25 protein-coding genes and 1 tRNA gene are annotated in these 26052 nt (G+C 59.0%); 14 read left to right on the top strand and 12 right to left on the bottom strand.

The features are described 5' to 3' along the window. The first annotated feature begins 24 nt into the window (after positions 1 to 24). Together secD and FHX06_RS20710 are read left to right on the top strand one after the other, a co-directional pair. The gene (gene secD / locus FHX06_RS20715; protein ID WP_113211386.1) at positions 25 to 2574 is read left to right on the top strand and encodes a protein translocase subunit SecD; all 2550 of its coding nucleotides are present in this window, start codon (positions 25 to 27) and stop codon (positions 2572 to 2574) included. 94 nt (positions 2575 to 2668) lie between these two features. Next, a complete protein-coding gene (locus FHX06_RS20710) occupies positions 2669 to 3385 on the top strand; it encodes a sensor histidine kinase (RefSeq protein WP_113211385.1) in 717 nt (238 codons plus the stop codon). A gap of 10 nt (positions 3386 to 3395) precedes the next feature. Here FHX06_RS20710 and FHX06_RS20705 read toward each other — a convergent pair whose 3' ends face one another. The 3 genes from FHX06_RS20705 to FHX06_RS20695 form a co-directional block, all read right to left on the bottom strand. Continuing rightward, positions 3396 to 3833, bottom strand: coding sequence for a response regulator (locus FHX06_RS20705; protein ID WP_112541553.1), 438 nt, complete (start codon positions 3831 to 3833; stop codon positions 3396 to 3398). Positions 3834 to 3863: 30 nt separating this feature from the next. Then, the gene (locus FHX06_RS20700) at positions 3864 to 4568 is read right to left on the bottom strand and encodes a LuxR C-terminal-related transcriptional regulator (protein WP_112541554.1); all 705 of its coding nucleotides are present in this window, start codon (positions 4566 to 4568) and stop codon (positions 3864 to 3866) included. Between the two features lie 457 nt (positions 4569 to 5025). Further along, a complete protein-coding gene (locus tag FHX06_RS20695) occupies positions 5026 to 5397 on the bottom strand; it encodes a response regulator (RefSeq protein ID WP_113211384.1) in 372 nt (123 codons plus the stop codon). A 204-nt stretch (positions 5398 to 5601) separates the two neighbouring features. Between FHX06_RS20695 and FHX06_RS20690 the strand changes: the two genes are divergently transcribed. Genes FHX06_RS20690 through FHX06_RS20675 form a run of 4 tightly spaced genes read left to right on the top strand, consistent with a single transcriptional unit; the run spans position 5602 to position 11417 of the window. Beyond that, the gene (locus FHX06_RS20690) at positions 5602 to 7743 is read left to right on the top strand and encodes a PAS domain S-box protein (RefSeq protein WP_183880733.1); all 2142 of its coding nucleotides are present in this window, start codon (positions 5602 to 5604) and stop codon (positions 7741 to 7743) included. Continuing rightward, positions 7730 to 8155 carry a response regulator gene (locus FHX06_RS20685; protein WP_112541556.1) on the top strand — a complete coding sequence of 142 codons (426 nt, stop codon included), beginning with the start codon at positions 7730 to 7732 and terminating at the stop codon, positions 8153 to 8155. Before FHX06_RS20690 ends, FHX06_RS20685 begins: the two co-directional genes overlap by 14 nt. 3 nt (positions 8156 to 8158) lie before the next feature. Further along, positions 8159 to 9754 (top strand): response regulator, encoded by a 1596-nt coding sequence (locus FHX06_RS20680; protein ID WP_113211383.1) that lies wholly within the window; start codon positions 8159 to 8161, stop codon positions 9752 to 9754. 22 nt (positions 9755 to 9776) lie between these two features. Next, positions 9777 to 11417: a VOC family protein gene (locus tag FHX06_RS20675; protein WP_183880731.1), complete on the top strand. Its 1641-nt coding sequence runs from the start codon at positions 9777 to 9779 to the stop codon at positions 11415 to 11417. Position 11418: 1 nt separating this feature from the next. Here FHX06_RS20675 and FHX06_RS20670 read toward each other — a convergent pair whose 3' ends face one another. From FHX06_RS20670 to FHX06_RS20655, 4 genes are all read right to left on the bottom strand, one after another. Then, complete coding sequence (locus FHX06_RS20670; protein WP_183880729.1) at positions 11419 to 13116, bottom strand: hypothetical protein; 1698 nt, start codon at positions 13114 to 13116, stop codon at positions 11419 to 11421. A 64-nt stretch (positions 13117 to 13180) separates the two neighbouring features. Next, positions 13181 to 14074 (bottom strand): DMT family transporter, encoded by an 894-nt coding sequence (locus tag FHX06_RS20665; RefSeq protein WP_183880727.1) that lies wholly within the window; start codon positions 14072 to 14074, stop codon positions 13181 to 13183. A 116-nt stretch (positions 14075 to 14190) separates the two neighbouring features. Beyond that, complete coding sequence (locus FHX06_RS20660) at positions 14191 to 15642, bottom strand: FAD/NAD(P)-binding protein (RefSeq protein ID WP_183880725.1); 1452 nt, start codon at positions 15640 to 15642, stop codon at positions 14191 to 14193. Positions 15643 to 15738: 96 nt separating this feature from the next. After that, positions 15739 to 16167, bottom strand: coding sequence for an OsmC family protein (locus FHX06_RS20655; RefSeq protein ID WP_018114032.1), 429 nt, complete (start codon positions 16165 to 16167; stop codon positions 15739 to 15741). A gap of 156 nt (positions 16168 to 16323) precedes the next feature. On the opposite strand from FHX06_RS20655, the gene FHX06_RS20650 reads away from it, so the two are divergent. Genes FHX06_RS20650 through ligD form a run of 4 tightly spaced genes read left to right on the top strand, consistent with a single transcriptional unit; the run spans position 16324 to position 20245 of the window. Beyond that, a complete protein-coding gene (locus tag FHX06_RS20650) occupies positions 16324 to 16587 on the top strand; it encodes a hypothetical protein (protein WP_112969871.1) in 264 nt (87 codons plus the stop codon). 32 nt (positions 16588 to 16619) lie between these two features. Further along, positions 16620 to 16853 (top strand): DUF2188 domain-containing protein, encoded by a 234-nt coding sequence (locus tag FHX06_RS20645; RefSeq protein WP_018113919.1) that lies wholly within the window; start codon positions 16620 to 16622, stop codon positions 16851 to 16853. Between the two features lie 12 nt (positions 16854 to 16865). Next, positions 16866 to 17720: a Ku protein gene (locus tag FHX06_RS20640; RefSeq protein WP_183880723.1), complete on the top strand. Its 855-nt coding sequence runs from the start codon at positions 16866 to 16868 to the stop codon at positions 17718 to 17720. 2 nt (positions 17721 to 17722) lie between these two features. Further along, on the top strand, positions 17723 to 20245 hold the full coding sequence (gene ligD / locus FHX06_RS20635; RefSeq protein ID WP_183880721.1) for a DNA ligase D: 2523 nt from the start codon (positions 17723 to 17725) through the stop codon (positions 20243 to 20245). A gap of 60 nt (positions 20246 to 20305) precedes the next feature. Here ligD and FHX06_RS20630 read toward each other — a convergent pair whose 3' ends face one another. After that, the gene (locus FHX06_RS20630) at positions 20306 to 21112 is read right to left on the bottom strand and encodes a Ku protein (protein ID WP_183880719.1); all 807 of its coding nucleotides are present in this window, start codon (positions 21110 to 21112) and stop codon (positions 20306 to 20308) included. Positions 21113 to 21300: 188 nt separating this feature from the next. On the opposite strand from FHX06_RS20630, the gene FHX06_RS20625 reads away from it, so the two are divergent. Then, positions 21301 to 21534, top strand: a complete 234-nt coding sequence (locus FHX06_RS20625) for a hypothetical protein (protein ID WP_113211379.1) — start codon at positions 21301 to 21303, stop codon at positions 21532 to 21534. Between the two features lie 117 nt (positions 21535 to 21651). Here the strand turns inward: FHX06_RS20625 and FHX06_RS20620 are convergent, their stop codons facing one another. Both FHX06_RS20620 and FHX06_RS20615 read right to left on the bottom strand, forming a co-directional pair. Beyond that, entirely contained in the window at positions 21652 to 22365 is a 714-nt protein-coding gene (locus FHX06_RS20620) for a class I SAM-dependent methyltransferase (protein WP_112541563.1), read from the bottom strand. A 546-nt stretch (positions 22366 to 22911) separates the two neighbouring features. Continuing rightward, positions 22912 to 23030: transfer RNA gene (locus tag FHX06_RS20615), tRNA-OTHER, on the bottom strand. 165 nt (positions 23031 to 23195) lie between these two features. On the opposite strand from FHX06_RS20615, the gene FHX06_RS20610 reads away from it, so the two are divergent. From FHX06_RS20610 to FHX06_RS20600, 3 genes are read left to right on the top strand one after another with little or no spacing between them, the layout of a single operon-like run. Continuing rightward, entirely contained in the window at positions 23196 to 23447 is a 252-nt protein-coding gene (locus FHX06_RS20610; RefSeq protein ID WP_183880717.1) for a hypothetical protein, read from the top strand. Next, on the top strand, positions 23434 to 24621 hold the full coding sequence (locus FHX06_RS20605) for a hypothetical protein (RefSeq protein ID WP_183880715.1): 1188 nt from the start codon (positions 23434 to 23436) through the stop codon (positions 24619 to 24621). Before FHX06_RS20610 ends, FHX06_RS20605 begins: the two co-directional genes overlap by 14 nt. Continuing rightward, positions 24621 to 24875, top strand: a complete 255-nt coding sequence (locus FHX06_RS20600; protein ID WP_183880713.1) for a hypothetical protein — start codon at positions 24621 to 24623, stop codon at positions 24873 to 24875. Before FHX06_RS20605 ends, FHX06_RS20600 begins: the two co-directional genes overlap by 1 nt. 19 nt (positions 24876 to 24894) lie before the next feature. Here FHX06_RS20600 and FHX06_RS20595 read toward each other — a convergent pair whose 3' ends face one another. Together FHX06_RS20595 and FHX06_RS20590 are read right to left on the bottom strand one after the other, a co-directional pair. Continuing rightward, the gene (locus FHX06_RS20595) at positions 24895 to 25158 is read right to left on the bottom strand and encodes a DUF6953 family protein (RefSeq protein ID WP_183880711.1); all 264 of its coding nucleotides are present in this window, start codon (positions 25156 to 25158) and stop codon (positions 24895 to 24897) included. Further along, complete coding sequence (locus FHX06_RS20590) at positions 25148 to 25324, bottom strand: DUF2158 domain-containing protein (RefSeq protein ID WP_183880710.1); 177 nt, start codon at positions 25322 to 25324, stop codon at positions 25148 to 25150. The genes FHX06_RS20595 and FHX06_RS20590 overlap by 11 nt, the downstream gene beginning before the upstream one ends. Positions 25325 to 26052: the final 728 nt, after the last annotated feature.

Below are 26052 nucleotides of genomic sequence, written 5' to 3'. Positions count from 1 at the left end.
AAGCATTATCCAAGGACTTAAAACATGCGCAATTCACCATGGCTGGTGTTCACCTATACGGTGATCATCGTGCTCGGCCTGTTGATCGCCCTTCCAAACGCGCTGCCGCCAAGCGTGCTCCAGCGCATTCCTGCCTGGCTGCCGCATAGCCAGGTCTCCCTCGGTCTCGACCTTCGCGGCGGTTCGCACCTCGTGCTCGAAGTCGATGAGGCCGATCTCACCAAGGAGCGCCTGAACTCGCTGCTGCAGGATGCGCGCCGCGTGCTGCGCGAAAAGAACATTCAGCCGAAGTCGATCGTCCGCAACAATAACAACATCGTAGTTTCGCTCGCCGATCCCCAGCAGAGCGATGCTGCCGTCACGCAACTTCGCACCCTTGGCAATGTGATCTCCAGCGGCATCAGCGCCGGCCAGTCCGACCTTGCGGTCACGGCCGATGGCGGCAATATCACCATTGGATTCTCGCCGGCCGGTATTGCAACCAATGTTGACAATGCCGTCGCACAGAGCCTTGAAGTCATTCGCCAGCGCGTCGACCAGGTCGGCGTTGCCGAGCCGACGATCCAGCGCATCGGCTCCAACCGTATTCTCGTCCAGCTTCCGGGCGCACAGGATCCGTCCCGCCTTCGCGAACTTCTTGGCTCCACCGCCAAGATGTCCTTCCATATGCTCGCCCCGAACGGCCAGGCCGGCCCCGGCGTGACGATCATGAAGGACGACGAAGGCAACTCCTATCCGGTTCTCGACCGCGTCGAAATTTCCGGCGACCGCCTCTCGGATGCCCGCGTCAGCTTCGACCAGAACCAGCAGCCGGTCGTTACCTTCCGCTTCGACAGCGCCGGTGCTACCCGCTTTGCCGATATTACCCGTCAGAATGTCGGCAATCCCTTCGCCATCGTGCTTGACGACAAGGTGCTGAGCGCGCCTGTCATCCGCGAGCCGATCACCGGCGGTTCGGGGCAGATCTCCGGCAACTTCACGACTGAGAGCGCCAATACGCTCGCGGCCATGCTGCGCGCCGGCGCCCTGCCCGCCAAGCTGACCGTCATCGAAGAACGCACCGTCGGCGCCGACCTCGGCGCGGACGCGATCAAGATGGGCCTCTATGCCGGCGTCGTCGGCTTCGTGCTCGTCGCCGCCTTCATCTTCGTGCTCTACGGCACCTGGGGCATTCTCGCCAATATCGCGCTTCTGATCCACACGATCCTGACCTTCTCGGCACTGACGCTTGTCGGCGCGACGCTGACCCTGCCCGGCATCGCCGGCGTCGTGCTCGGCATCGGCCTTGCGGTCGACGCGAACGTCCTGATCAACGAACGCATCCGTGAAGAAACGCGCAAGGGCAAGAGTGCCTTTGCGGCTATCGACACCGGCTTCCGCCGTGCCTACTCGACCATTATCGACGGCAACATGACGGCGCTCATCGCTGCCGCCATCCTGTTCTGGTTCGGCTCCGGCCCGGTTCGCGGCTTTGCCGTGACCATGGCGCTCGGCCTGATCATCTCGATGTTCACCTCGGTCGCCTTCGTGCGTGTCACGATGATCGAGATCGCCCGTCGTCGGAAGTTGAAGGTCCTGAACATCAGGCCGCTGATCCCCTTCAGCCCCTACGACAAGCATATCCAGTTCATGAAGGCACGCTTCTTCGGCGTGACCGTCTCCGCGCTGTTGTCGATCGCTTCGATCGCCCTCTTCATCTATCCGGGCCTCAACTACGGCGTCGACTTCCGTGGCGGTATCCAGATGTCGGTGAAGACGCAGGACGCTGCCGATCTCGGCCGCTTCCGCGAAGGTCTGAACGGCCTTGGCCTCGGCGAAGTCGCGTTGCAGTCCTTCGGCGACAACAAGACCATGCTGGTGCGCGCGCAGCGCCAGGACGGTGGCGAGGAAGCACAGACGGCCGCGGTGACCAAACTGAAGGCCGAGATCGTCAAGATCGACCCGTCGGCGACCGTGACCGGTACCGACGTCATCGGTCCGAAGGTTTCCGGCGAGCTTGCCTGGGCCGGTATCCTGTCGGTCGTCGTCGCAAGCCTTGCGATGCTGTTCTACATCTGGTTCCGGTTCGAATGGCCGTTCGCGGTCGGCGCCATCGTCACTCTGGTGCTCGACGTGACCAAGGCGATCGGCTTCTTCGCGTTGACGGGACTGGACTTCAACCTGACGGCCATCGCAGCCATCCTGACGCTGGTCGGCTATTCGGTGAACGACAAGGTCGTCGTCTACGACCGCATGCGTGAAAACATGCGTCTCTACAAGTCGATGCCGCTACGCGAAATCATCGACAAGTCGATCAACGAGACGCTGGCCCGAAGCCTCTATACCAATGCGACGGCCTTCCTCTCGCTGCTGCCGATGGCAATCTGGGGCGGCAGCGCCGTGGAAAGCTTCGCGATCCCGATGGCCTTCGGCATTCTCGTTGCCGCTGCATCGTCAATCTTCATCGCAGCGCCGATCCTGCTCTTCCTCGGCGACTGGCGCCGCCGCCATGCCAAGGCAGTCGCGGCTTCGAACGATGCAGCCGTGGAAATCATTCCGCCGGACGCAGGCCAGCCGCGCAAAACGGCAGGCTAAACCGCCGATATTTAACGGACTTGGAGAGGGCGCCGGTTGCACAGCCGGCGCCCTCTTTCTATGTTCGGTTCAAAGAGATCGGGAGCACCGCCACATGTCTTCCAACCCGACGGCGAAAAAGCCGGAAACCGGCTCCACTGACAATCAGGAGGAGCGTATCAAACGTTTCCTCGCGACCGCTTCGCACGACCTGCAATCACCGCTCCGCCATATCGCCATGTATGCGGAAATGCTGCTCGACGATCTTGAACCGACGCTCGACAGCGAACAGCTGCAGAGCTTGAGAACGATCATGGACAAGGCCCAGACGGCACAGCGGCTTACCAAGGCATTGATCAGCCTTGCAGGAACGACACCCCAGATCACCATCAGCGACGTGCGCCTCACCGATGTTGCGCAGGAGGCCTGGAAGCAATCGGTGGAGGAATTTCCCGTGAGCGGCGCCGCACTCGTTGCCGACAATCTGCCCCTCATCCGCAGCGATGCGGCAGTTCTGACTATTGTTTTGAGACACCTCTTCTCCAATGCGCTGACATACCACGGCGCCGCCGCGCCACATGTGATCGTGACGGCCGCACGAGAAGCTGCTGACTGGCGCATCATCGTCACCGACAATGGCTGCGGCATCGAGCCTGCCTATCGGGAGAAGATCTTCGATGCCTTCTGGAAGCTGCCGAAAGCAGGCAGCGTGCCCGGCCCGGGGCTTGGCCTCACGACCACCCGGGATCTGCTCGCCGCCTTCGGCGGCGACATCAGGCTCGACCATTCCGATGAGAGCGGCAGCCGCTTTGCGATCCGCCTGCCGGCGTAGAGCTTCCTGGTCAGATGCTGTAATCATCCTTCCAGAAATCCGGGACATCATATGTCACGTATTCTCGGATGATGTGCTGTAGCGTCTGGACGTCGATCTCGTCTTTGCCGATACGGAAATCGACACCGTAATCGGGAAATTCCTGGAAATAATTGCCTGATATGTCGGTCGAGATGACGCCAATCGGGCCGGTATAGCCGATACCCCGGAGTTCAGGCACCGTCTCGCGAAAATCAGCGTTTGGCAGCAGGCGGTTGTCGAGAAGGACGAGATCGAAGCGAGCAGCCCTTATCTTGTCCAGCGCATCACCGATCGATTGAGAGTATTCGACGTCGACGGGCGGTTCAGAGAGGTCTGCGATCTTCTTTTTGAGCGAACGGAACTCGATGAACTCGTCATCGACGAACAATACCTTCACCGCATTCCTGCGCGTTGCTTCCGCACTCATCGTTTCACCTTTCCCCGACGTGAAACCGGCTCACGAAACCAGACCGTTTCGCAACGCAATCGCCACCATATGAACGCGGTTGACAGCATCAAGCTTCCGGACTGCGGCCGTAATATGGGAATTGACCGTGTGTTCGGAAAGGCCGAGGATGATGGCGATCTCCGCGGAAGTCTTGCCTTCGCTCGTCCACTTGACGATTTCGGTTTCGCGCTGCGTGAGCCGACCGGACATTTCCTGCGTCAGGATTTCCTCATACAGCTTGTCGAAGATGCGCATGGCATCGAGCAGAATATCCGCCACCTCGCCCTGGTCCGGCTCCGGTCGCGGGCCGCTGAGCACCAGGCTGTAGCGACGTCCTTCCGGCGTAAACAGCGGGATGAAAAGAAATGTGCTGCCGCTGAATTCGTTGAAGACCAAGTCTGGAGGGTAGCCTTCTATCGCCGCACTTTTCCCATGTACCGGCGTCGTCAGGAACTGCGCCGTCCGCGCCTTGGCAGTTCCCAATGCTTCCTTGAGAGTCTTGACAAAGAGGCTCATGCGCCGTTCGGCGACATTGGTGATGACGACATCGCGTTCGCCGAAAGGCGCTGCAGCCTCCGAGATACGCGCCAGGGTAAAATTGTCGAAATTGTAATGCTGCGCGGCCGCCTTCAGCAGGCGAAAAAAATCCGTGCGATTGATCGCCCGGCTCAGTTCCGGACCCGCATGAAAGGGAACTGCGGCAGCACTGGTCATTCCGACTCTTCCTCCTCCCCAATTCTCATTCCGGCGATCCCGAAATCTTGGGATATACGTCTAAAACGCGAACAGCTACAAAAATTGCGAGACGGTTGATGATCGATAGCGAAATGGGGATTTTCAATATCGCAAGCGGAGACATCTCAACTACAGGTGATGCATAGGGCAGTTTACTCGAATAGTAGCTCTTACCTAGGTATCGCAATCTCTCTGCATTCAACATCCATGGATGCGGAAGACAGTGCCGGAAGTAAGCGCGGGAGAGCCGGTCGGGCCATTCAGCTAAGGGGTTGGCTGACGTTCGTGGCGGCGAACATGGATCGGGCGGCTCTCTCAGTGCTTTTTGATTTTCTTCTCTTGGGTTGCATTTTGAAATGCGCTGCCGGGCTTGTCAATTGTGCTTTGTCGCACAGATCGGGCACTTCAGGGATGCAGATCCGCCGCATTTCCGCAATCATCGATTGCCGGTGATGCTGGCAAAATCCAACGGTTTCTCAAGGTAGAAATCGGCACCAGCGGCAAGCGCCCGTTCCCGGTCCTCCGCTGCATCAGAACCACTGCAAACGCCGAGCCGCATGGCTGAAAAGCGGTCCTCTCCCCGCAGCCGCGCGATCAGCCCGCTGCCGCTGTCAAGAGGCATATAGAGGTCAGCGATGAGTATATCCGGTACGCCTTCGCCTCTTTCCAGCCGCTCCTCGAGCGCCTCGAATGCCGACTGTGCGGTGGAGAAGCAGAATAGATCAACATCCACCTTCTGTTTCTTTCGGATATAGTCGATATAGAAGAGATCATCCCTGCTATCGTCGACGTAAAACAAGATCGGCATCTGGCACCACAATCGGGATATTGTTTCGGCGGATCTATACTGTCCTTGGCTGAGACTTTAACGCCACTTCGCTAAAATTCGATATCGACCTTTGATGATTTGTTGTCGAAAAAGCATGTTTTGCCCAACAATCTGGCTATTGAGTATTCGTCGATTTCGGAAAAGATGGCTTGCTAACAAGGACATGGCGGAAAGGTGGTGCAGGTGCAGGATGCTGGCAATGCGAGACGAGACGGGACGGAAAGCGGTCACTACCGCATGGTCGCGATCGTCATCGGCTACCTGCTGGTCCTGCTTGGCCTGACGGTGGTAGCCGGGTGGCTGCTCGAGATCGAAATGATCATCTCGATCGTGCCCGGCTTTCCCTCCATGGCATTCAATACCGCCATCTGCTTCGTTCTGTCGGGTATCGGGCTCGCCGCTTCGATGGGAAAACGCAAGCCCGGCCGCATCGTGCCCCTCATCGCTTGCGGCCTTGCCGCTCTGGTTTCCGCGGTGCGCCTGACAGAGATCATCACGCTCGGCCGCACGATACACAATGTCGATGTGTTCCTGACGCAATTTCTCGTCTCTCCAAGCTTTTCCGAACAGATCGGCGGCGGCATGGGGCCGAACACCGCGCTGATCTTCCTGATATCAAATCTCTCCATTCTCCTTGCGCTCTATGGGAAGGAGCGGCGCGGCCAGCTCGTACAGGAACTCACCAGCTATATCGTGATCACCCTCGGCATGATCGCGCTTGCCGGATACATCACCAATGCCGAACAGGGATATCGCTGGGGTCCCTATGCCGCGATGGCCCTGCCGACGGCTATCGGTCTGGTGGCTTTGGGTTGCGGGCTTCTCGCCAGATCCTGGTGGATGTTGCCAACCAACCGGGCACAGATCCCCCTCTGGATACCGGCGTCGATCTGCTTTACCGGCCTCATTGTCGATCTCTACACGCCGCTTGGCGTGGCAAGCGGCATTCTCTATGTCCCGCTTGTGCTGACAGCGCTCTGGTTCGGCAATCGTAACGCGCCGATCTTCTTCGCTTTCGTCTGCACTGTGCTGATCCTGCTCGGCTTTTTCGCCGTCAACCATGCTGAGAACGAATTCTGGCGCGAAGCCGCCAATCGGTCGATCACGGCAGCGACGCTCTGGCTGATTGCCATTTTCGTCTTCTATTTCATGCGCAACAACCAGCGTCTGGAAACCGAACGCATCCGGTTTAGCGCGCTCGTGCGCAATACGCCCGACGCGGTGATCGCCATCGACGAGGCGGGGCGGATCATGAGCTTCAATCCGGCCGCCGAGACCATGTTCGGCTATACATCGCAGGAAGCGATCGGCAACAACATCAAGATGCTGATGCCGGAACCCTATCATTCCGAACATGACGCCTATCTCGGCAACTATCGGCGCACCGGCGAGGAACGGATCATCGGTACGACGCGCATGGTCTCCGGCCGCCGCAGGAACGGCGTCGTCTTCCCGATCGACCTCTCGGTCAGCGCCGTCGTCGCCGGTTCGAGCAAGACCTTCGTCGGCATCGTGCGCGATATCAGCGAGCGTGTGCGGCAGGAAGAGCGGATGAAGACGACGCTTGCCCAGCTTGAGGAATACACAGCCGATCTCGAACGTTCCAACCACGATCTCGACGAGTTCGCCTATATCGCCTCGCACGATCTCAAGGAACCGCTGCGCGGCCTGCACAATCACTCGCGTTTCCTGCTGGAAGACTACGAAGAGAAGCTCGACGATGACGGTGTGCGCCGGCTCAACCGGCTGGTTCGACTCAGTCAGCGCATGGAAAAGCTCGTCAACGATCTTCTCTATTTCTCGCGCATCGGCCGCCAGCAGCTCGCGGTCAAAAGAACCGATATCGGTTCGATCGTCCGCGACGTCGCCGCCACGATGGAGCTTTTCCTGGAGGAACGGCATGCAAAGGTCGTCATCGACGGCCTGCTGCCGGAAGTCGTCTGCGATGCGCCGCGCCTGACCGAAGTGTTCCGCAATCTCGTCACAAATGCGGTCAAATACAACGACAAGCCCATGCCGCTCATCAGCGTCGGCTATCTGGAACGCTATGTCGGCAGGGACGGGACGACAGCCCGCAACGTCTTCTATGTGAAGGACAACGGCAAAGGCATACCCCAAGAATTCTACGAGGATATTTTCCGCATTTTCAAACGGCTTGAAAAATCGCAGGATTCCGAGGACGGCACCGGCGCAGGGCTCACCTTCGTGCGCAAGATCATCGGGCGTCACAATGGTGAGATATGGCTGGAGTCGGACATCGGCATCGGCACGACATTTTATTTTACCCTGGGAAGGAAGCGCGAGGGCCAGAATGCAGCAGCGTGATACGCAACCGATCCTCATCGTCGAGGATAGCGAGGATGATTTCGAAGCGACGATGCGCGCCTTCAAGCGCACCAATCTGCGCAACTCCATCCGCTGGGCCGCCTCCGGTCAGGAGGCACTCGACGTGCTCGCCACCATGACTCCGAAGCCCGGCCTCATCCTGCTCGACCTCAATATGCCGGGCCTCGACGGGCGCAAGACCCTTGAGGCGATCAAGTCCAATCCGCATTGGCGCAAGATCCCCGTCGTGATCCTCACGACATCGGACGACGAGCGCGACATCGAGGGCTGCTATGCGCTCGGTGCCAACACCTATGTACAGAAGCCGGTCGATCTCGATGGACTATTCGCCGCTATCCAGCGGCTCAAGGAATACTGGTTCGAAATCGCAATCCTGCCTTTAGAGGACTGACGTTTGGCGGAAGACTGCTGCGTTCTCATCATCGATGACAACATAGACGACCGGGAAGTCTATCGCCGCATGCTGGCACGCGTCTCCGGCACGAATTATACCGTGATCGAGGCCGAGACCGGTGACGAGGGTCTGGCCCTCAGCAGCCAGAGGCACCCTCACTGCATCTTGCTCGACTATTCGCTTCCCGGCCGCGACGGCCTTGGCGTGCTCTCGGAAATCCTCGCCCAGGATGCCGCCGCCAATGTGGTCATGCTGACCGGCCAGGGTAACGAGACCGTCGCCGTTGAAGTGATGAAAAGCGGTGCGCGCGACTATCTCACCAAGGATGCGCTATCGCCCGAAACCCTGCACCGCTGCATCCAGAATGCGATGATGCATGGCGCGCTGGAAGCAAAGCTCGAGCAGAAGCGGCAGTCGCTCGAAATCTTCACCCGCGCCATGGCGCATGATCTCAAGGAGCCGCTGCGAACGATCAAGTCCTTCAGCCGCATCCTGCATGGCTCGGCCGAATTGCCGGCCGAAGACCGCGAGCTTCTCGATTATATACTGAGCGCCGCCGATCACATGGAAGACCTGATCGTCAAGGTCTCGGGCTTTACGAGGCTGGAGGTTTCGAGCGAACTCGAGCTCAAGCCCGTCCCCTTGTCGGCAGTGCTCGATCAGGTGGAGCACAATCTGCACCAGCAGATCGAAAGCCGGCAGGCGATCCTTATCCGCGGCCATCTGCCGGAGGTGATGGGCGACGCGACGCTGCTGATCCAGCTTTTGCAGAACCTCGTCTCCAATGCGATCCGCTATTGTGAGGATACCGTTCCGGAAGTGCGCATTTCGGCCATAGCAGACAGGGGAGTCTGCCGCCTGACGATCGACGACAACGGGCCGGGCATCGACCCCGATCATCGTGAGCTGATCTTCCAACCCTTCAAGCGCCTCGTCGGCCGCGGCATCGAAGGCACAGGGCTCGGGCTTGCCATATGCCGCCGCATCGCGCAGCTGCATGGCGGCTCTATCTGGTGCGAGGCGAAGACCGGCAGAGGTGCGACCTTCCTGCTCGAAGTACCACTCGCGGAGACATCGGGCGGACAGCCGATCACTCGCAAACAGTCCCCGACGGCAAAAGCATCCGACCATGCGAGCGAAAGCCGCGGCAGGCTCGCCGAAGTGCTGCTGGTGGAAGACAGCCCGGCCGATATCCAGCTTCTGAAGATCAAGCTGATGCGCCGCGAGAAGGTGAATTTCAACCTGCATGTGGCGACCAACGGTCGTGAGGCGATGCGGCTCCTGGAGCAACGCGCAGGTATCCCGGACGAACCGCAGATCGACCTGATGTTGCTCGACATCAACATGCCGATCATGGACGGTTTCGAAGTGCTGAATGCGCTCTCATCCGATCAACGGCTGAACCGGATTCCAGTCTGCGTGCTGAGCACATCAAGCGACGAAAGCGACATGCAACGGGCAAAGGATCTCGGCGCACTCGCCTACATGGTCAAGCCGCCGACACTGCAGCAACTCGAGGAAGCGTTAGAGGAAGTCGACACGCTGGAGCTCCTGCCGCGTGGTGACGCACTTGTACTTTTTGCGGAACAAAATTAGAGAGAAGGCCATTGGCAACGGCATGACGCTAGCAACGACCCTCATACTCGCGCTCCTGGCCTCGCCTTTTCAATTCGGGCTTTCATCCATGGCTTCAGGCATACACCATATCACGCTGATCACCCGCAAGGTGCAGGCGAACGTGGATTTCTACGCCGGATTCCTTGGTATGCGGCTCGTCAAACAGACGGCCGGTTTCGAGGACGCCACACAGCTTCATCTCTTCTATGGTGATGCCGAAGGTACTCCGGGCTCGCTCGTGACTTTCCTCGTCTGGGAGGACGGAGCGCCCGGCCGCGCCGGCTACGGCCAGATCAGCGAAATGTCGCTGGCGATCGATCCCTCCAGCATCGGTTACTGGCTGACGCGCGCGATGCGCTTCGGCTTCCGCTCGGAAGGTCCGGCAGATGAATTCGGCGAGCCGGTTCTGCGGCTGAAGGATCCCGACAATGTCATCGTGAAGCTCGCCGGCGCCAAGGATCTGAAATCGCCAACCGTCTGGGATGGCAGCGAGGTGCCGATCGAGCATGCCGTGCAGCGCGTGCGTGGTGCGACCATGCTGACTGAAAAGCCGGCGGAGAGCCGCCATTTCATCGAAAGCCATTTCGGCTACAGGTTCCAGGCAAATCGGGGCACGATCGATCGCCTCATCTCGCAGTCGGGTGACGTCATCGACGTGCGCGATGCGCGTGGCTTCTGGGGCGGCGCGCCGGGCACCGGCACGTTCGACCATGTGGCCTTCCGCGCCGATGACGACGAAGCCGTGCTTGCCGTTCACACGGCGCTCGAAAAGGAAAATGCTTCGGCAACCAACCTGCACGATCGCAAATACTTCCGCTCGCTCTATGCCCGTGAACCCGGCGGCACGCTCATAGAGCTTGCCACCAACCAGCCAGGCATGCTGGTGGATGAGCCGAAGGCTACCCTCGGCAGCAAGCTTTTCATCCCACCGAAGGATTCGATTACCAGTCTCAGCGACCTCAAGGTCGTGCTGCCGCAATTTTCCATGCCCGGCAAGCCGCGTATCAATTACCGCGATCTGCCTTTCGTCCATCGTTTCTATACGCCACCGGATCCGGACGGCAGCGTCTTCGTGCTGCTGCACGGCTCCGGCGGCAATGAGACGACGCTGATGCCGCTCCTGAACAAGGTCGCTCCACGCGCCACACTCCTCGGCGTGCGCGGTCGTGCGACCGAAGAAGGCTTCCCGCGCTGGTACAAGCGCATTACGCCTTTCTCCTTCGACCAGGACGACATCAAGAACGAGGCCGAAGCCTTTGCCGCCTTCATCGAAGGCGCGGTCAAATCCTACGGCCTCGATCCGAAGAAGGTCGTCTATGTCGGCTATTCCAACGGCGCGAACCTTTTGAATTCGCTGCTCTACCTGCACCCGAACCTGGTGCACAAGGCTGTGCTCCTTCGCTCCATGCCGGTGCTCAGCACCTATCCTCATGCCGACCTGAAGGGCACGGACCTGCTCGTCATCAGCGGCAAGATGGATGCCTATGGCAAATATGCGAGCGAACTGGAAACCCGGCTGAAGACATCGGGGGCGACTGTCGATTCCGACGTCATCCCCGGCGGTCACGATCTCGGCGATGCCGACGTGCCGATCATTCAAAAATGGCTGCTGCAGGAAAACAAACTGCAGGAAACCCAGTAAGCTACCAGTGGAAACTGTCTGGGCATGATGCTGGCACGGCCTCCAGTGCCGCCGGCGCCTTGCGATCGATCGCGTAAAGCCTCGCAAAGCCAGCGTCTCGCAGAAGGCGGGTACCTGCCGGCATGACGTCGCCGACATTCTGATCGACGGTATCGGCATTGACGACCATGATGAAATCAAACTTGCTGCGCCAGTCGACGAGATAGGGCGTGAAGCTGGCAGCCTCCGCCATCAGGCCCGGACAGGACAGAACACCGGTTGAAAAGAGATTTCCTTCCGGTACCGAACGGTCCGACCAGGAGGGCAGGACGGCAAGAGGCTGCTTGCCCTGCGCGCTGAAGAGCGTCGGGACAAAAGCATGCGCCAGAGGCACCGCCAATGTCGGCAGATGCCGAAATGTATCCTCGGTGAATGCATAATGCCGCTGATCGAGTTTTATCTCGGCAAAGGCCGGATCGTGCTGCAGCGGCAAGATCGCTGCGCCGGGAGGAACAGCTTCAAGCACCTTCTCAACGCTGGCAACATCGGCCTGCCCCTGCCACCAGTTGAAACCGATCCAGGCGGTTCGGCCAAGGACAGCGATATTCAAGGCGATGAACAGGACGATGGCCTGACGCCGGCCGACTTTTTGGAAAGGGCAGATCATCACCATGCCGACAAGGGCAGCCATGATGGGAAAGCGCCAGCTTATCCAGCCGGTACCGAAGGCATGCCGTGGTGAAAGGATGGCTAGAACAAGAAGACCGGCCGAGGTGATCACAAGCCCCGCATGAACGCGCATGTCCTTTGCGGCAACCGCCCTGCTGCAGACGAGCAGAATCGGTACAAGCAAAATGACATCGACGATCGCAACATAGGTCCAGACGGCCGACAGCAGGTTGAAAATCAGCAGTACCGGCCCGTCGTTCCAGGCCGCCAGGATGCCGCCAGCATGACTGCCCGGGAGCTCTGCGGCGGTCAGTGCCAGCACAAGCGGCGGCAACAGGCAGGCAGCCATTGCAGCGGCAAGTCTGCCGGCGAGACGCAACACCGCCGTGCGCGATGTGAGAATGTCAAAGCGCCAGGAAAATTCCAGCCCGCAGACGATCGCCAGGAAGAAGCCTACCGAGAAGATATGCACGACGGTGAGAAACAGCGACGCGGCCACCCGCCAGAGGAAGAGCCTGACCGCAGAACCGGACTGCAGCCGGTGATCCATCGTTGAAAACAGTAACGCAAGGCCGAGGCCGATCTGGAAATTGATGAAACCGCCGATCAGCGTGGCGCACCAGGCGAAATACAGCATGCCGATCTGCCAATAGTAGCTGCCGCCGAACAAGCGGCGATGCAGAGCGATTGCGCCAAGCGGCGGAAGGACAATGGCCAGGAACAGCAGGGTACGGGCGAGCAGCGAGACGCCGATGACAGGACCGATGAAACGGGCAAGCAGATCGATGCCGACATTGGTGAAGGTGCGGTTCCACTCGATCGCGTAGATCTCGGGGAATGGTGCTTCCCTTATGCCGCCGGCAAGCAGCCACATCCGGGCATAGTGGTTGGCGTAATCGAGCAGCGGCGGAAATTTGAACAGGCCGACAAGAATGGCCACAAAACCCATGAACACGAGCAGAGGCGCCGTCGACGCCTGCCGGACAGTCACGTCCTGCAGCTTTTCCGCGCCGTGGACTTCAGCTGAAAATATCTGACCAAGGTTCGCCATAGCCAATCCTGTCCGAACTCCTGGACAGGTTTAGCAGCCAATGGTCAAGCTTCCTTTAAGCGGGTCACCCTCGCCTGGCGATCATGATGCCTGCAAGCACGATGAGGCCCCCCAGGGCCTGCATTGCCGTGATCGACTCGTTGAGCAGCGCCCAGGCGAGAATGGCCGCCACGACCGGCTGGAGAAGCAAGGTCAGCGAGGAGAACGCGGCCGGCAGGTAAGCAAGCGCATAGGCGATCGCCACTTGCCCGCCCGCATGGCTGACGAAGGCAAGGCCCGAGACCACCGACCAGCCGTAAAGGCTTGCCGGCAGCATGTGGCCTTCGAAGAAGAACGCGAGCGGGAAGACGCCGACCGCGGCAGAGGCTGTGCTCCACAGCATGATGCGGATCGTATCGAAACGACTGCGCAGCGCGCCGATTGCCAGGATGTAGCAGGCGTAGAAGAAGGCGGCGATCATGGCGACCCCATCACCCCGCAGGTCGCCGTTTCCAAAGGCAGCAGGCCCGCCCTTCAGCACGATTACGCCGGCCAATGCCAGGACCAGACCGAGCACGAAGACGCGGGTAACCTTGGCGCCCAAGAATAGAAATCCGATAGCGGTGACGAAGACCGGGGCAAGGTTTGCAAGCAGTGTCGCATTGGCGACGGAGGTCATGGTGATCGACAGATGCCAGGCCGACAGATCAAGCGCCAGCACGGCGCCCGGCAGGATCAGCATACCGTAATCGGCAAGGCTCTTCGGCTTGGGACCGGTATCCTTGCGCAGAAGCGAGAAGATGAAGATCGGGATCAGCGCCAGCGCCACACGCCAGAAGGCCGTTGCCATCGGCCCGACCTCGGAAAGCCGTACGAAGATTGGCGATCCGCCGATCGCCGCACCACCGATAATGAGGGCGATGAGCGGGAGGCGGCTGGAAGACGGAGTTTCGGAAACGGGGGAAGCGGCCTGCGACATGATCTCGATGCTTTCTGCACGGCTGATCTCGCAAGCCGCGACTGACGCAGCGACTATCAGAAGTCGCGCCTCGATGACAGTCGGTGAACGACAGATCGATCAGAAATAGATCGTGATTATCCCTCGGCCGCGGCTTTCAGCTTTTCTGCGATCTCGCGGGCGACGAAGACCGCATGCTCTGTGATTTGCGGCAATCCCATCAATTCGCCGAAGGTGCCGCGTGCAAGCGGACCGGAAATGAGCAAGGTGGGGATCACCTGACCATCCGCTCCGAGCGCTTCGGAATGCTCGGAACAAGCAAGCCCGAGACCGGCCGGGTCGAGGACGAGACAGCCTTCGCGCGCGAGTTCTCCCAGCCAGGGCTGTGTCTGCAAGATGCCGCCATGCGCCGGACCAGTCGTGACGACGACGGCGTCGAACGTCCGTTCCAATCTTTCGCGGGCGTGCCGCGGCTGCAGGGTGACACGGATCGTTTCACCCTCGACCTTGGCATCGGCAACGGATGCCGCGAGTACTTCCAGCCGGCCGGCTTCGATTGCCGAATCGAGCACGGCTTCCACCTGTGGGGCGATGCGGAAACGATGAACATCCCAATATGGTCTGAGATGTCGGACGATGCGCCGCCGCTCGGCGACAGGCAGAGCACGCCATAGATCGTGGCCCTGGGAGCGCACCTGATCGATGACAGCATGCCAGCTCAAGCCCTGCTCAGCCGCCTGGCGAATGGTCAGCCGGATCCTGCGCAACAACGCGACTGCAGAGTATCCCGGATCGGCGATGAAATCGCCGAAGGGCTCCTGCGGAGCCGCAGCATGGCCGCGAGAGCGCAGGCCGCGGCGGGAAATCGCGACGACAGGACCCTCATGGCCGTTGCGTGCAAGCGAGGCGATGACATCTGCAGCCGTCAGACCGTTGCCAATGACGAGAACCCTATCCTGCGGCCGCACGATCTCCAGGGAGCCGGGTTTCGTGGTATCGGCGACGAAACGAGGATGGCTTGAAAGAATAGCCGCGAGCCTGCCCGGTGCAACCGGGGGAGGATGGCTGGTGGCGATGGCAACGATATCGGCTTGCGTCCGACCACCCTTGGCGTCGAGGATCACCCAGCCATCACCCTTGCGGCGGATGGCCGTCACCAGGGCGCGGCGATGCGTGATGGCACCCGACTTCAGGAAGGGTTGCAGAAGCGAGCCGACATAATCACCGAAGACACGCCGGCGCGGGAACAGCTGGCCATTCTGGCGCGCGGCCTCGGGATCGTCGCGCACGGCATTGTTCATCTCGATCCAGCGCTGGAACTCTTCCACATCGTCCGGCTGCAGGCTCATCTTGGCGGCCGGTACATTGATGCGGTGCGCCGGATCGACAGTGTCATAGGCAAGACCGCGGCCCAGCATGGGGCGCGGCTCGAACACCACAATCTCGGGCACATCGTTGCCGGCAAGCTTCAACAGATGATAGGCGACACCCGCTCCTGAAACACCGCCGCCGATAATGGCGACAAGCGGCCGCCGGGATTTCTGTTCGGTCGAAAGTTCTGTCTGAAACTGCATCTCAGCCGGCATCATTTCAATGGATGCGAAAGCATATGTGGAGCACGACGGCCACGCAATGCTCCGGTACCATTGTCTATAATTTTTATGCAGAAATCTGCGGCGACGCGATCATCCGGAAATCGTGGTTGCGAATTCCGGCGTGCCCCGGATGGTGTTGCTGACCGTGCAGATTTCGTCTTCGGCCATATGGGCGATCTTGCGACGCGTTTCCTCGTCAATATCGCCCTTGATGGAGAAAGCGATGTTGAATTTCGCGACGCGGGACAGCCCTTCCACAGCCTTCTCGCCGGTCACATCAGCGGTGATCTCCGTGACCTTGTCAAGGATGCCGAGCTGGCTTGCCGCCATGCGGGCGCTGAGCACGAGACAGGCCGAAAGCGAGGAATAGAGCAGATCGAGCGGATTGAAGCCCGGCTGCGACGGGCTGGTGACGATATCGATCTCGCCGCCGGTAACCGAGGTGACATGCGGGAAACCGACACGGCCGAGAACAGCCTTTGCACCGGTGGGACGGGGACGAGCCTTGAGATCGGCCATTTTGAAATCCTCTATCAAATATAGCTTTCAGATAGTGGTTCCGGTCCAGAGCCGCAATGCGGTGATTTGATTTTCACTCAGCGCTACCGAACGGAACTTTTCTACTTCTCAGCAGTTTTTTTCCAAAGCAACCTCATGAAGAGGCACGGTTTCTCCATGCCCAATGCTCGCCACATCGACCGCAAGCACAAAACTATGGATGCTCGCGACCGGCTGATCGTTGCGCTCTACGCCCAACTCAAGGCCGAGCGGGAAACACGCGAGACGTTGGAATGGGCAATTCGCAACGGTGCAGTATCCAAGGAAGTACTGGAGGCGATTGCCGGCGATCCAGTTCCGGTCGTCACCAGCGAGGATATCGCATCGCTCGAAAAGATCATCGCGCTTGACGAGCGGCGCAGCCGCCCGTCCCGGCAATGAATGACCAGAACGGTTGACAAGGAGGAGAGCATATGGCCGACATCACCTATCAGATCGTTCCCCACGACAATGGTTGGGCTTACAAGCTCGGCGACACATTGTCCGAACCCTACGCTACCGCTGAACAGGCAATGGATCGCGCGAGAAACGCCGCTGCTCGCCAGAAGATCGGCAACGGCGATGCGCTGCTCGCCTATCCAGCGCCAGATGGAAACGGCTGGAAATTCCAGCCACTTGAAACCGACAAAGGCAACGGCAGGCTCTGAACGGAGGGGGCGATGGCAGCACGCGCAAGCTGGAAGGGCCATCTGAAGGTCGGCGATCTCGCTTGCGCCGTCGGCCTTTATACGGCCGTCTCCTCGTCAGATCGCGTCTCCTTCAACATCATCAACCGCAGGACCGGCCACCGCGTCGAGCGGCAGTTCGTCGACAGCGAAACCGGCAAGCCGGTGGAGCGGGACAACCAGGTCAAAGGCTACCGAATGGAGAGCGGCGGCTACATTCTCATCGAAGGCGATGAGATTGCCGAGATCATGCCCGAAAGCGACAAAGTGCTGAATGTGCAGGGCTTCATTCCCTGCGATGGGATCGACAAACTCTATTTCGACCGCCCCTACCATCTGGCGCCGGTCGACGCGCACGATGCGGAAGCGCTGGCGCTGATTGCGAGGGTCATGCTTGACGGCAAAATGGCAGCCCTTGCCGAAGCCGTGCTCTTCCGCCGCAACCGCACACTGCTCATCCGCGTACAGGACGACCATGTCATCGCGACCATGCTGAACTTCGACTATGAGGTGCGCTCGGCAAGCTCCGTCTTCAAGGACATTCCCGATATCAAGTTCGACAAGGAGATGCTGGAGCTTGCGGGGCACATCATTGCCACCAAGCAGGGCAGCTTCGACCCGAGCCAATATCACGACCGCTACGAGGCAGCACTCGTCGAGTTGGTAAAAGCCAAGATCGAAGGCCGTGCGCCGCCGAAACGCAAGCGCGAGCCTGAGCGCAAGGTGGTCGATCTCATGGAGGCATTGCGCCAAAGTGCGAAAATGGGCGCGAAGATGGACCGCAAGACACCGACGAAGAAGCCCGCCGCCCGCAAGACCGCCGATAGAAGCAGCAGGAAGGCAAGCTGATCATGGCGCTCGAAACCTATCAGGCCAAACGGGATTTCAAGATCACGCCAGAGCCGCGCGGCAAACAAGGCCAGGCGAAGGGCAACAGCTTCGTGATCCAGAAACATGACGCCACACGGCTGCATTACGACTTTCGGCTCGAGATGGACGGCGTACTGAAAAGCTGGGCCGTCACCAAAGGGCCGAGCCTCAATCCCGAAGACAAGCGCCTGGCCGTTCATGTCGAAGACCATCCGCTCTCCTATGGCGATTTCGAGGGCATCATTCCGAAGGGCCAGTATGGCGGCGGCACCGTGATCGTCTGGGATCGCGGCACGTGGACGCCGCTTGGCGACGCGCGCAAGGCCTATCGCAAGGGCCATATGGAATTCGAGCTCGACGGGGAGAAGCTGAAGGGCCGCTGGCACCTGGTACGCATGCATGGAAAACCCGGCGAGAAACGTGAGAACTGGCTGCTGATCAAGGGTGACGATGAAGAAGCGCGGCATGAAGGCGGACCCGATATCCTTGAGGAGCGTCCCGAATCCGCCAAAACCGGCCGGCAACTCGAAGAGGTGGCCAAAAACCCGGACGCAACCTGGCACTCCAGACCGGAGGGCGGCAAGGCTGTTGCCGCAAAAGCGAAAATGCCGGCCAGAAAGGCAAAACCTCCTGTCGCGCAGAAGCGGGATTGGCCGAAGGGCGCGAAAAGGACTGCCATGCCCGGCTTTACCGAACCGGAGCTTGCCAAACTCAAACCCAAGCCGCCGACCGACGAGGGTTGGATTCATGAGATCAAGTTCGATGGCTATCGGCTGCAGGTTAAGATCGAGCACGGACGTGTGACGATGCTGACACGCAGCGGGCTCGACTGGACGGAAAAATTCGGCAGGGACATTGTCGATGCCTTTGGCTCCGCTGCGGTGGAAACGGCTGTTCTCGACGGCGAACTCGTGGTCGAGCGTGATACCGGCGCATCGGATTTCTCCGCCCTGCAGCACGACCTCAGCGAAGGCCGGTATGATCGCTTCGTCTTTTATGCTTTCGATCTGCTTTATCTCGATGGCTACAGCCTGCTGAACGTAAGCCTCCTCGAACGCAAACATTTGCTCGAAAGCCTGCTGCCTGATGATAGCGGCAAACTGCGCTACAGTGCGCATTTCAACGAGGATGGCGGGCTGGTACTGAATCACGCCTGCCGGCTCAGCCTCGAAGGTGTCGTATCCAAGCAGCGCGACAGCAAATATGTCTCCGGTCGCAACGGCGAATGGATCAAATCGAAATGCTCACAACGGCAGGAATTCGTCATCGGCGGCTACGTGCCATCGACCGCGATGAAAAATGCCATCGGCTCGCTCGCCATGGGCTATTACGAGGACGACGCACTGAAACATGTCGGCCGCGTCGGCACCGGCTATACGGTCGCGACGGCACAGATGCTTTACGAGCGGCTGTCGGCCATCGAGATGAAACAGAATTCCTTCGACGACAAGCTGACCGCCGAGGAGCGGCGCGGCCTGCACTACGTCAAGCCGCAGCTTGTTGCCGAAGTGGAGTTCCGCGCGTGGTCGGCCGATGGTAACCTGCGCCACGCAGCCTTCCGGGGATTGCGGGAGGACAAGCCGGCAAAGGATGTTGTGCGCGAGATGGAAAAGACGACCGCAAAAAACCTGCCAACATCGGCAGTGCAGCTCACCCATCCCGACCGTATCTATTGGCCTGATGAGGGTGTCACCAAGGAGGGCCTTGCCAATTATTATGCGCAGGTCTGGCGTTTCATGGCGCCCTATGTCGTCAATCGACCGCTGGCGCTCCTGCGTCTGCCCGATGGGATTTCTGGCCATCAGCGCTTTTTCCAGAAACATGCCTGGAAGGGCATGAATGACCATATCGAGCAGATTACCGACCCCAAGGACAAGGGTGGCGAGAAGCTGCTGCGTATTGGCGATTACGATGGCGTCGTGGCACTGGTGCAATCGGCAGTGCTGGAAATCCATCCGTGGGGCACGACGACGGACAACTGGGAAAAGCCGGACATGATCACCATGGATCTCGACCCCGGCGAGGACGTGCCATGGGAAAATGTGATAGCGGCCGCTTACGAACTGAAGGAGCGCATCGAAGGCGAAGGCCTTGCAGCTTTCGTCAAGACTTCCGGCGGCAAGGGCCTGCATGTCGTGGCGCCGCTTGAGCCGAAGGCCAGCTGGGTGGACGTGAAGGGCTTTGCCAAATGGCTGGCGGACAGCATGTCGAAAGATGATCCCGACCGCTACCTTGCGACCGCAACAAAGGCGAAGCGCAGCGGCAAGATCTTCATCGACTATCTCCGGAACGGCCGCGGGAACACCGCCGTTGCCGCCTATTCCACGCGTGCCCGGCCGGGTGCCGCCGTCTCCATGCCGCTGGAGTGGAGTGAGCTGACCACCGAAATAGGCCCCGCCTATTTTACCGTGGACAATACGCCGGCGCGGCTCGATGCGCTTAACAAGGATCCCTGGGACGGGTTCTTTGCGGCTGCCAAGCCATTGCAGAAGCGGAAAAGATAGGCGCGAGTCTATGCACAGACCGACAGCCCTCCCCTTCCGGGGAACGGAATCCGAGAAGTCCTATCGCGACTTTCCGCGATCGCCCTCAGCGGCGAGGCTCTTCTTCAGCGCATCCATGATGTTGATGACATTGCCCGTCGATTTCACCGGGGCAGGCTTGCGGGGTGGGGCTGCCTTCCTGAGGCTCTTTTCTTTACCGCGGATCAACGCCTTCAGCCGCTTCTGAACCGGATCCTGCACCATCGAAGGGCTCCATTCCTTCGTCTCTTCCTTGACCAGCTTCTTCATCAAGGTCAGCAACTCGCTATCGACCTTTGCCTTCATATCGAGGTCGGCTGCCGGTTCGCGCACCTCGTCGCCATAACGCAATGTCCAGAGAACGATGCCCTTGTCCTGCGGCTCCAGCAGCACGGCCCGTTCGCGTCGGTAGAGCACCAGCCGCGCAACGCCGACCACATCATTGGCCCGCATCGCCTCGCGGATCACGCAGAAGGCTTCCATGCCGACCTTGTCTTCCGGCGCCAGGAAATGCGGCTTGTCATACCAGATCCAATCGATCGATCCACGCGGTACGAAACTGTCGATATCGATGGTGCGGGTGCTCTCCAGCCCCACCTCCTCGATCTCCTCGTCTTCGAGCAGGACGTAGTCGTCCTCGCCGCGCGGATAGCCCTTCACCTGATCTTTCTCGGAAACCGGCTTATGCGTGACGCTATCGACATAGCGGCTTTCGACGCGATTTTTCGTTGCGCGGTTCAACACATGAAACCGCACCTTGCTCGACTCCGTCGTCGCCGGCGTCAGTGAAACGGACGCTGTGACAAGCGAGAGCTTGAGGTAACCTTTCCAGAAAGTTTGACGGGCCATGCGCCATAAACGAAAATCGTGGCGAGAGGTTCCGCCCGGGAGGGCTTTGGACGCGAAAATTTCCCTACGCCGGCGAAGTTTCGACGTGACAGCCAAGAGTTCACGGCCGCGATCACATATTCGTTTCGACAATTTCCTGACACGATTTTCGTACCAATGGTTCGATGTCGTTATGAGCAGGCAAGCACATGCATAAAGAAGATGTCTCCCGAGCCAAGAAAGTCGCTTTCGTCCTCACGCTGTTCTTTGGTGTGATGATATCCTACGCGAAGTTTGCCGGACTTTTTCCACCGCCTAATTTCAGCGACGAAAGCAAGTATGGCCCGGCGGGCTGGTTCTCAAGCTTCGACCTCGGACCGCCACCATTCTTTCACCCAAAGGATTTCCGTCCGATTGAAGAACCGCGCGACATTTCCGTTTGAGTGATGTGGTGCGGACTGTTGCAGTCCGCTCCCTCCAGCACGTTTATTCGTTCTCCGCCGCCGCAACATGTTGCGATCTTCACTGCTTGTGAAGTGACGGGCAGGCCCCCCGCTTTATCAATCAGCTTTGCAAAACGCGCCTGCCATATAGACCATATTCCTGGTCGCGAATTTAGGCGCAATTCTTAGGAGTTTTTGGCGAATTTGGTACTTCAGCCACCCCTTCGCCCGTCCGGCTAGATACTGTTCGTATTGAATGTCATGAGCGAAAACCATTAGCCGTTCGACCTTTAGACCACACGTCTTCAGCAAGTTTTCGAAGGAGCCTGGCGTATAAAAGTTGATGTGACCGTAGGGGCCGGACTCGCGGATGGATTTCGGAAGATCGTTCGTCAGTTCGAGCGGAACTTCGACGTAGAGATTTCGGCTGACACGTTTGGCCTCCCGCAGAAACATTCGTTCATGCTCGACATGTTCAAGGACATGGATGGCAAGCCCGAGATCGAATGCCTTGTCAGGATGTGGGATTGAATAACCGTCGAATTGGTCCGCTGCCGCCAGACTTTTAATTTGACGTGCGCGTATGGCCTCGATGCCTGAGCGAGATAGCTCTACTGCAGCGAAACGATTGGCAAAGCCGTTGCCGGCAAGTTCCGAAAGGACCGCCCCTTCTCCGGCGCCAATGTCGATTACCGACTGAAAGCTGTGATCCGCTGCAACTTTCTTAATGTGTCCCACAGACTGTTTTGCTGCGATCGCGCGTTTCTGAGCGACTTCGCCATCAGCGTAGTAGTCTGAATACATTTCAACAATTTCGGCGCTACTGATCATCCCCGTTCCTCCCGAGGCGATTATGCGTACCAGCCACATATAAGCAAGTTAGAATCATCTAACTACACACAAAAGTTGTGCTTATTAGTGCACGGGGACGTCTACACTTCTTGATTCTGGCCAGCGAAAGCGAGGCGTTCGAGCCTCATATTCCCGCTGGCGGCGGACGTTGAAGCTAGTCTCGGTGAGTGTCCCGGGGGCGATGTCTACGACAAGCGACCCGATCCCGAGATCGATCATCTTTTTGCAGACATTCGGTTTTCTCCAAGGAAGGACGCTGGCGGCTGCTCAAGCAACCCCACGGCGAGACCGAGACCAAACAGGATGCTAGGTGCCCCCAAGACGGACAGGCAAGGCGCATATTCTACGTGTAGCGGTGGCAGCTAAAAGTGGGCGAGGCTATTGTCGACGAGGAGATGCGTCGAAGAATGCTCGGTCAAAAGGTGGCCACGGTACATCCAATGAAAAATGAAGGTGGACAGAAAGGTGGACTGGCTTGGCGCGCGTCTATCCAAGCAACCGAAAACAAAAAAGTTTGAAATGCGATGGTGCCCAGGACCGGAATCGAACCAGTGACACGCGGATTTTCAATCCGCGACGAAACGGGCATTTTCAACGACTTTCCATGGCGAAAACCGTCTAGACGTGGAACCGACATCAACCACTTATCATGACTTTGTCTAGAAATCGCAAAGCCTGACGCGGCTCCAGGGTATCGAACCTTCGACCCCGAATTCGCTCAGAATTAATTCAATTCCACCAACTACTTAACACCCTGCCGGCGACCGTCGGCGGGACGCGCCTTCGTGCGCCTTTACAAAGGAGACAACATGAAGATCCTATACGCCCATCCGACCGGCGAAACTGGCGAGCGTGACTGCGTCGCCTTCGTCGATGTCGAGTTCAACGAAGATATCCGTCTTTATGGCCTTCGCCTCGTGCGGCAGCCTGATGGTCGGCATCTGATATACGCGCCGCAGGCCGGCCACCGACGCACAGCGACGTTCTCCAAGCCCCTGGCAGAGCAACTTTCCGCTCTCGCTCTTGAGGCCTATGAGGCGGCGCGCCATGACGGAAACTAAAGCTCCCAAGCCCGAAAGCCTGGAGGCGAAATTCCATCTTCTCGCGATGCTGCCCTACGACAAGCGAGCGAAGCGGAAGCACAGCCTCGTGTTCGGTTTCATCCTCGACTGGTATCACTCGAGATATGGTGACGCCCTTGCCAGCGTCCGGCACGTCGTCGCCACGATCAAAGAACGTGATCCTGCCGGCGTCGGCCTTTATGCCGGCGACGTCCACAGCGCTCTCACTGATCTCGTTGCCTGGGGCTATCTGACCCAGCAGAAGGGGTCTGGCCGCACCGCCAGCCGCTATGTTCCCGTTTGGGAAAAGGCCTATAGCGTTCATAAAACTCCGAACACTACGGAAGATGAAATTAGCGTTCGGGAAAACCAGAACACAAGTGTTCGGGAAACTCCGAACGCAAACGGCGATAGCGTTCATAAAATCCAGAACGAAGACCCACCTACTGGACCCGGTCTACAGACCCGGGAACATGTAGTGGGAAATATGTTCGATGCCGCGCCGGTGGCGCCGCCCGCGGTTGGCCTGGAGGCCACCGCAGCGGGACCGGCATCGGGAGATCGCTTTGCTGAATTCTGGAAAGCTTGGCCACGGAAGCACGGCAAGGCGAAGGCAGCCAAGGAGTGGAAGAAGATCACCCACGCCGCAGATCTGGTATCGCACGTCATTGCGACGGCTCGCATCTGGGCCGATCACTACGCCAAGCACGGGGTCGATATGAAATGGATACCAGAACCCGCCAACTGGCTTGCCGGCGAGCGCTGGGACGAAGACTTGCCGCTAGTCCATATCGATGCAAAGGGCGCCGCAATCACGAAGGCCAAAGCCAATGCTCCCGCCAAAACGCCGAAGGCTCGGCGTCGGGGCCCTCGTATCGTTGATATCGTCGACGCGGATGTAGACCAAAGCGTGACAGGCTCGTCGGTACTCATCTTGCACCTTTCGGAGCGAGACAAACCAAGCTGCTGGGAGCATCGGATCATTATCGAGGATAGAAGCATGGACAAGCAACGAGCCGGCCAAAAGGAATTTGGCCAACTTATGAGAGCGTTGGGCCTCGATAGCGTAGACGACAGTTCCGAACTTTGCGGCCTATCGGTGACCGTCTCCGAACGGGACGGCGAGCTCGCCTACGCGCCCGCGCCATCCATCGAACTCAAGGAGGCCGCGTGATGGAATACGGCGAATTGTACAACGCGACTAAAGACGCCTTCACCGACGCTCTGGCCGAGCACAAGAGCCGGCCGCGACTAATGCGGATCAATGCATTCGAAGCTGAAGACGAGGACGGCAAGCCGGTGCAGGTCATAGGCGTAATAGACGACGACGACATGATGAAGTTCGTGGTCATCGAAGAAGAAGACGACGGGCAGATCTTTCCGATTGCCTGCTCGGCCGTCTACAGGAAGGGGGCGGCCAAAAACTGAGTTAGCGCGCCATCCTGCGCTAATCCTGTTGCCGGCCGGGCTTATCGTACGCCTGACGAAACCGCCAGGCGCGATCGCTTCTGGACCAAATTACATCAGTCCCGGTCATTTTTTTGAAAAGCGATAGCACCTCTTTAGATATCGCTAGATTGCCGTTGTCGTTCATGTAAGTGGCGGCTGAGCCGAATTTTTTGTACAGCTCATAAGCGACGACATCCTGCGAGAGATAGCCAGTCCGCTTAAGCTCGGCGATCATCCAATCTGCTGCTGCTTCATTTGACATTAGCGTCTTTCGCCACTTCCAGAGCATCGACGGCGAAATGCGCCTTCTCATTTTTAGCCCCAGCAAACCACGATGTCTGAACCGTCGTGCTGGAGACAACTGAGACGACCGTCATCTTAGGCCCGCCTGATTTCAACATAACTATATCACCTACTTTGAAGGCCATGGTATTTCCCTATGTTTTGAAATGGCAGAACGGCGGGATTTCTCCCGCCGTCTCCTCGGTGATCACTTGCCGTGCTTGGTGGGATCCACCAAACGATAGCTAGAGCCCGGCTTAGGCGTGGGCGGGAGGGGCTCGCCGCGAACGACGGTCCTTTCCGGTCCAGCACCGCCACGCGGCCCAATGATCTGATACTGTCCAGAACGAGGTGCTTCGTTACCTGGGCGGAAGGGAGGATGCTTTGCCATTTTTGAGTGGCGCTTTCTCTCAGCTTGAAAAGAAAGACCAAGGGCGCTAATTACGGTGTTGCTAGACTACCGCTTCGGACGCACGGCTTGCTTCGCGGCAAGCTGAGCGTCCGCGGCAAACACACAAGGCGTGGCAGAATCATTTCTGCGCACGCCTTTTTGTTGCACGAGTCGCGCCGTTAACGCAATATTAATTTTGCTGGGAATTCTCTATGTTCTGTTTATAAGTCGCTTCGCAACAAGCTGTCAACCTGACGGCAACGTCAAATTGGAAATTTTTTCCGATGTAGTCGGGACCGATCAAGATGCGAGGCGGTCAACGAATCGAGAGTCCTGAAATAAATTTCTACTGGGAGGGCGCCCAAAATTCCTGCCTGGACTTCCTATCGGACCGGGGGGGGGGGGGGGGGGGGGGGGGGGGGGGGGGGGGGGGGGGGGGGGGGGGGGGGGGGGGGGGGGGGGGGGGGGGGGGGGGGGGCGGGC

Source organism: Rhizobium sp. BK512 (genome assembly GCF_014194915.1).
Taxonomy (GTDB): Bacteria; Pseudomonadota; Alphaproteobacteria; order Rhizobiales; family Rhizobiaceae; genus Rhizobium.
The sequence above is the reverse complement of the archived record's forward strand: the minus strand, read 5'-3'. Positions and strand labels throughout refer to the sequence as shown.

Excerpts from the sequence above, each read along its gene's own strand:
- secD (WP_113211386.1), top strand. The coding sequence starts at position 25 with ATGCGCAATTCACCATGGCTGGTGTTCACCTATACGGTGATCATCGTG.
- FHX06_RS20710 (WP_113211385.1), top strand. The coding sequence starts at position 2,669 with ATGTCTTCCAACCCGACGGCGAAAAAGCCGGAAACCGGCTCCACTGAC.
- FHX06_RS20705 (WP_112541553.1), bottom strand. The coding sequence starts at position 3,833 with ATGAGTGCGGAAGCAACGCGCAGGAATGCGGTGAAGGTATTGTTCGTC.
- FHX06_RS20700 (WP_112541554.1), bottom strand. The coding sequence starts at position 4,568 with ATGACCAGTGCTGCCGCAGTTCCCTTTCATGCGGGTCCGGAACTGAGC.
- FHX06_RS20695 (WP_113211384.1), bottom strand. The coding sequence starts at position 5,397 with ATGCCGATCTTGTTTTACGTCGACGATAGCAGGGATGATCTCTTCTAT.
- FHX06_RS20685 (WP_112541556.1), top strand. The coding sequence starts at position 7,730 with ATGCAGCAGCGTGATACGCAACCGATCCTCATCGTCGAGGATAGCGAG.
- FHX06_RS20675 (WP_183880731.1), top strand. The coding sequence starts at position 9,777 with ATGACGCTAGCAACGACCCTCATACTCGCGCTCCTGGCCTCGCCTTTT.
- FHX06_RS20670 (WP_183880729.1), bottom strand. The coding sequence starts at position 13,116 with ATGGCGAACCTTGGTCAGATATTTTCAGCTGAAGTCCACGGCGCGGAA.
- FHX06_RS20665 (WP_183880727.1), bottom strand. The coding sequence starts at position 14,074 with ATGTCGCAGGCCGCTTCCCCCGTTTCCGAAACTCCGTCTTCCAGCCGC.
- FHX06_RS20660 (WP_183880725.1), bottom strand. The coding sequence starts at position 15,642 with ATGATGCCGGCTGAGATGCAGTTTCAGACAGAACTTTCGACCGAACAG.
- FHX06_RS20655 (WP_018114032.1), bottom strand. The coding sequence starts at position 16,167 with ATGGCCGATCTCAAGGCTCGTCCCCGTCCCACCGGTGCAAAGGCTGTT.
- FHX06_RS20650 (WP_112969871.1), top strand. The coding sequence starts at position 16,324 with ATGCCCAATGCTCGCCACATCGACCGCAAGCACAAAACTATGGATGCT.
- FHX06_RS20645 (WP_018113919.1), top strand. The coding sequence starts at position 16,620 with ATGGCCGACATCACCTATCAGATCGTTCCCCACGACAATGGTTGGGCT.
- FHX06_RS20640 (WP_183880723.1), top strand. The coding sequence starts at position 16,866 with ATGGCAGCACGCGCAAGCTGGAAGGGCCATCTGAAGGTCGGCGATCTC.
- ligD (WP_183880721.1), top strand. The coding sequence starts at position 17,723 with ATGGCGCTCGAAACCTATCAGGCCAAACGGGATTTCAAGATCACGCCA.
- FHX06_RS20630 (WP_183880719.1), bottom strand. The coding sequence starts at position 21,112 with ATGGCCCGTCAAACTTTCTGGAAAGGTTACCTCAAGCTCTCGCTTGTC.
- FHX06_RS20625 (WP_113211379.1), top strand. The coding sequence starts at position 21,301 with ATGCATAAAGAAGATGTCTCCCGAGCCAAGAAAGTCGCTTTCGTCCTC.
- FHX06_RS20620 (WP_112541563.1), bottom strand. The coding sequence starts at position 22,365 with ATGATCAGTAGCGCCGAAATTGTTGAAATGTATTCAGACTACTACGCT.
- FHX06_RS20610 (WP_183880717.1), top strand. The coding sequence starts at position 23,196 with ATGAAGATCCTATACGCCCATCCGACCGGCGAAACTGGCGAGCGTGAC.
- FHX06_RS20605 (WP_183880715.1), top strand. The coding sequence starts at position 23,434 with ATGACGGAAACTAAAGCTCCCAAGCCCGAAAGCCTGGAGGCGAAATTC.
- FHX06_RS20600 (WP_183880713.1), top strand. The coding sequence starts at position 24,621 with ATGGAATACGGCGAATTGTACAACGCGACTAAAGACGCCTTCACCGAC.
- FHX06_RS20595 (WP_183880711.1), bottom strand. The coding sequence starts at position 25,158 with ATGTCAAATGAAGCAGCAGCAGATTGGATGATCGCCGAGCTTAAGCGG.
- FHX06_RS20590 (WP_183880710.1), bottom strand. The coding sequence starts at position 25,324 with ATGGCCTTCAAAGTAGGTGATATAGTTATGTTGAAATCAGGCGGGCCT.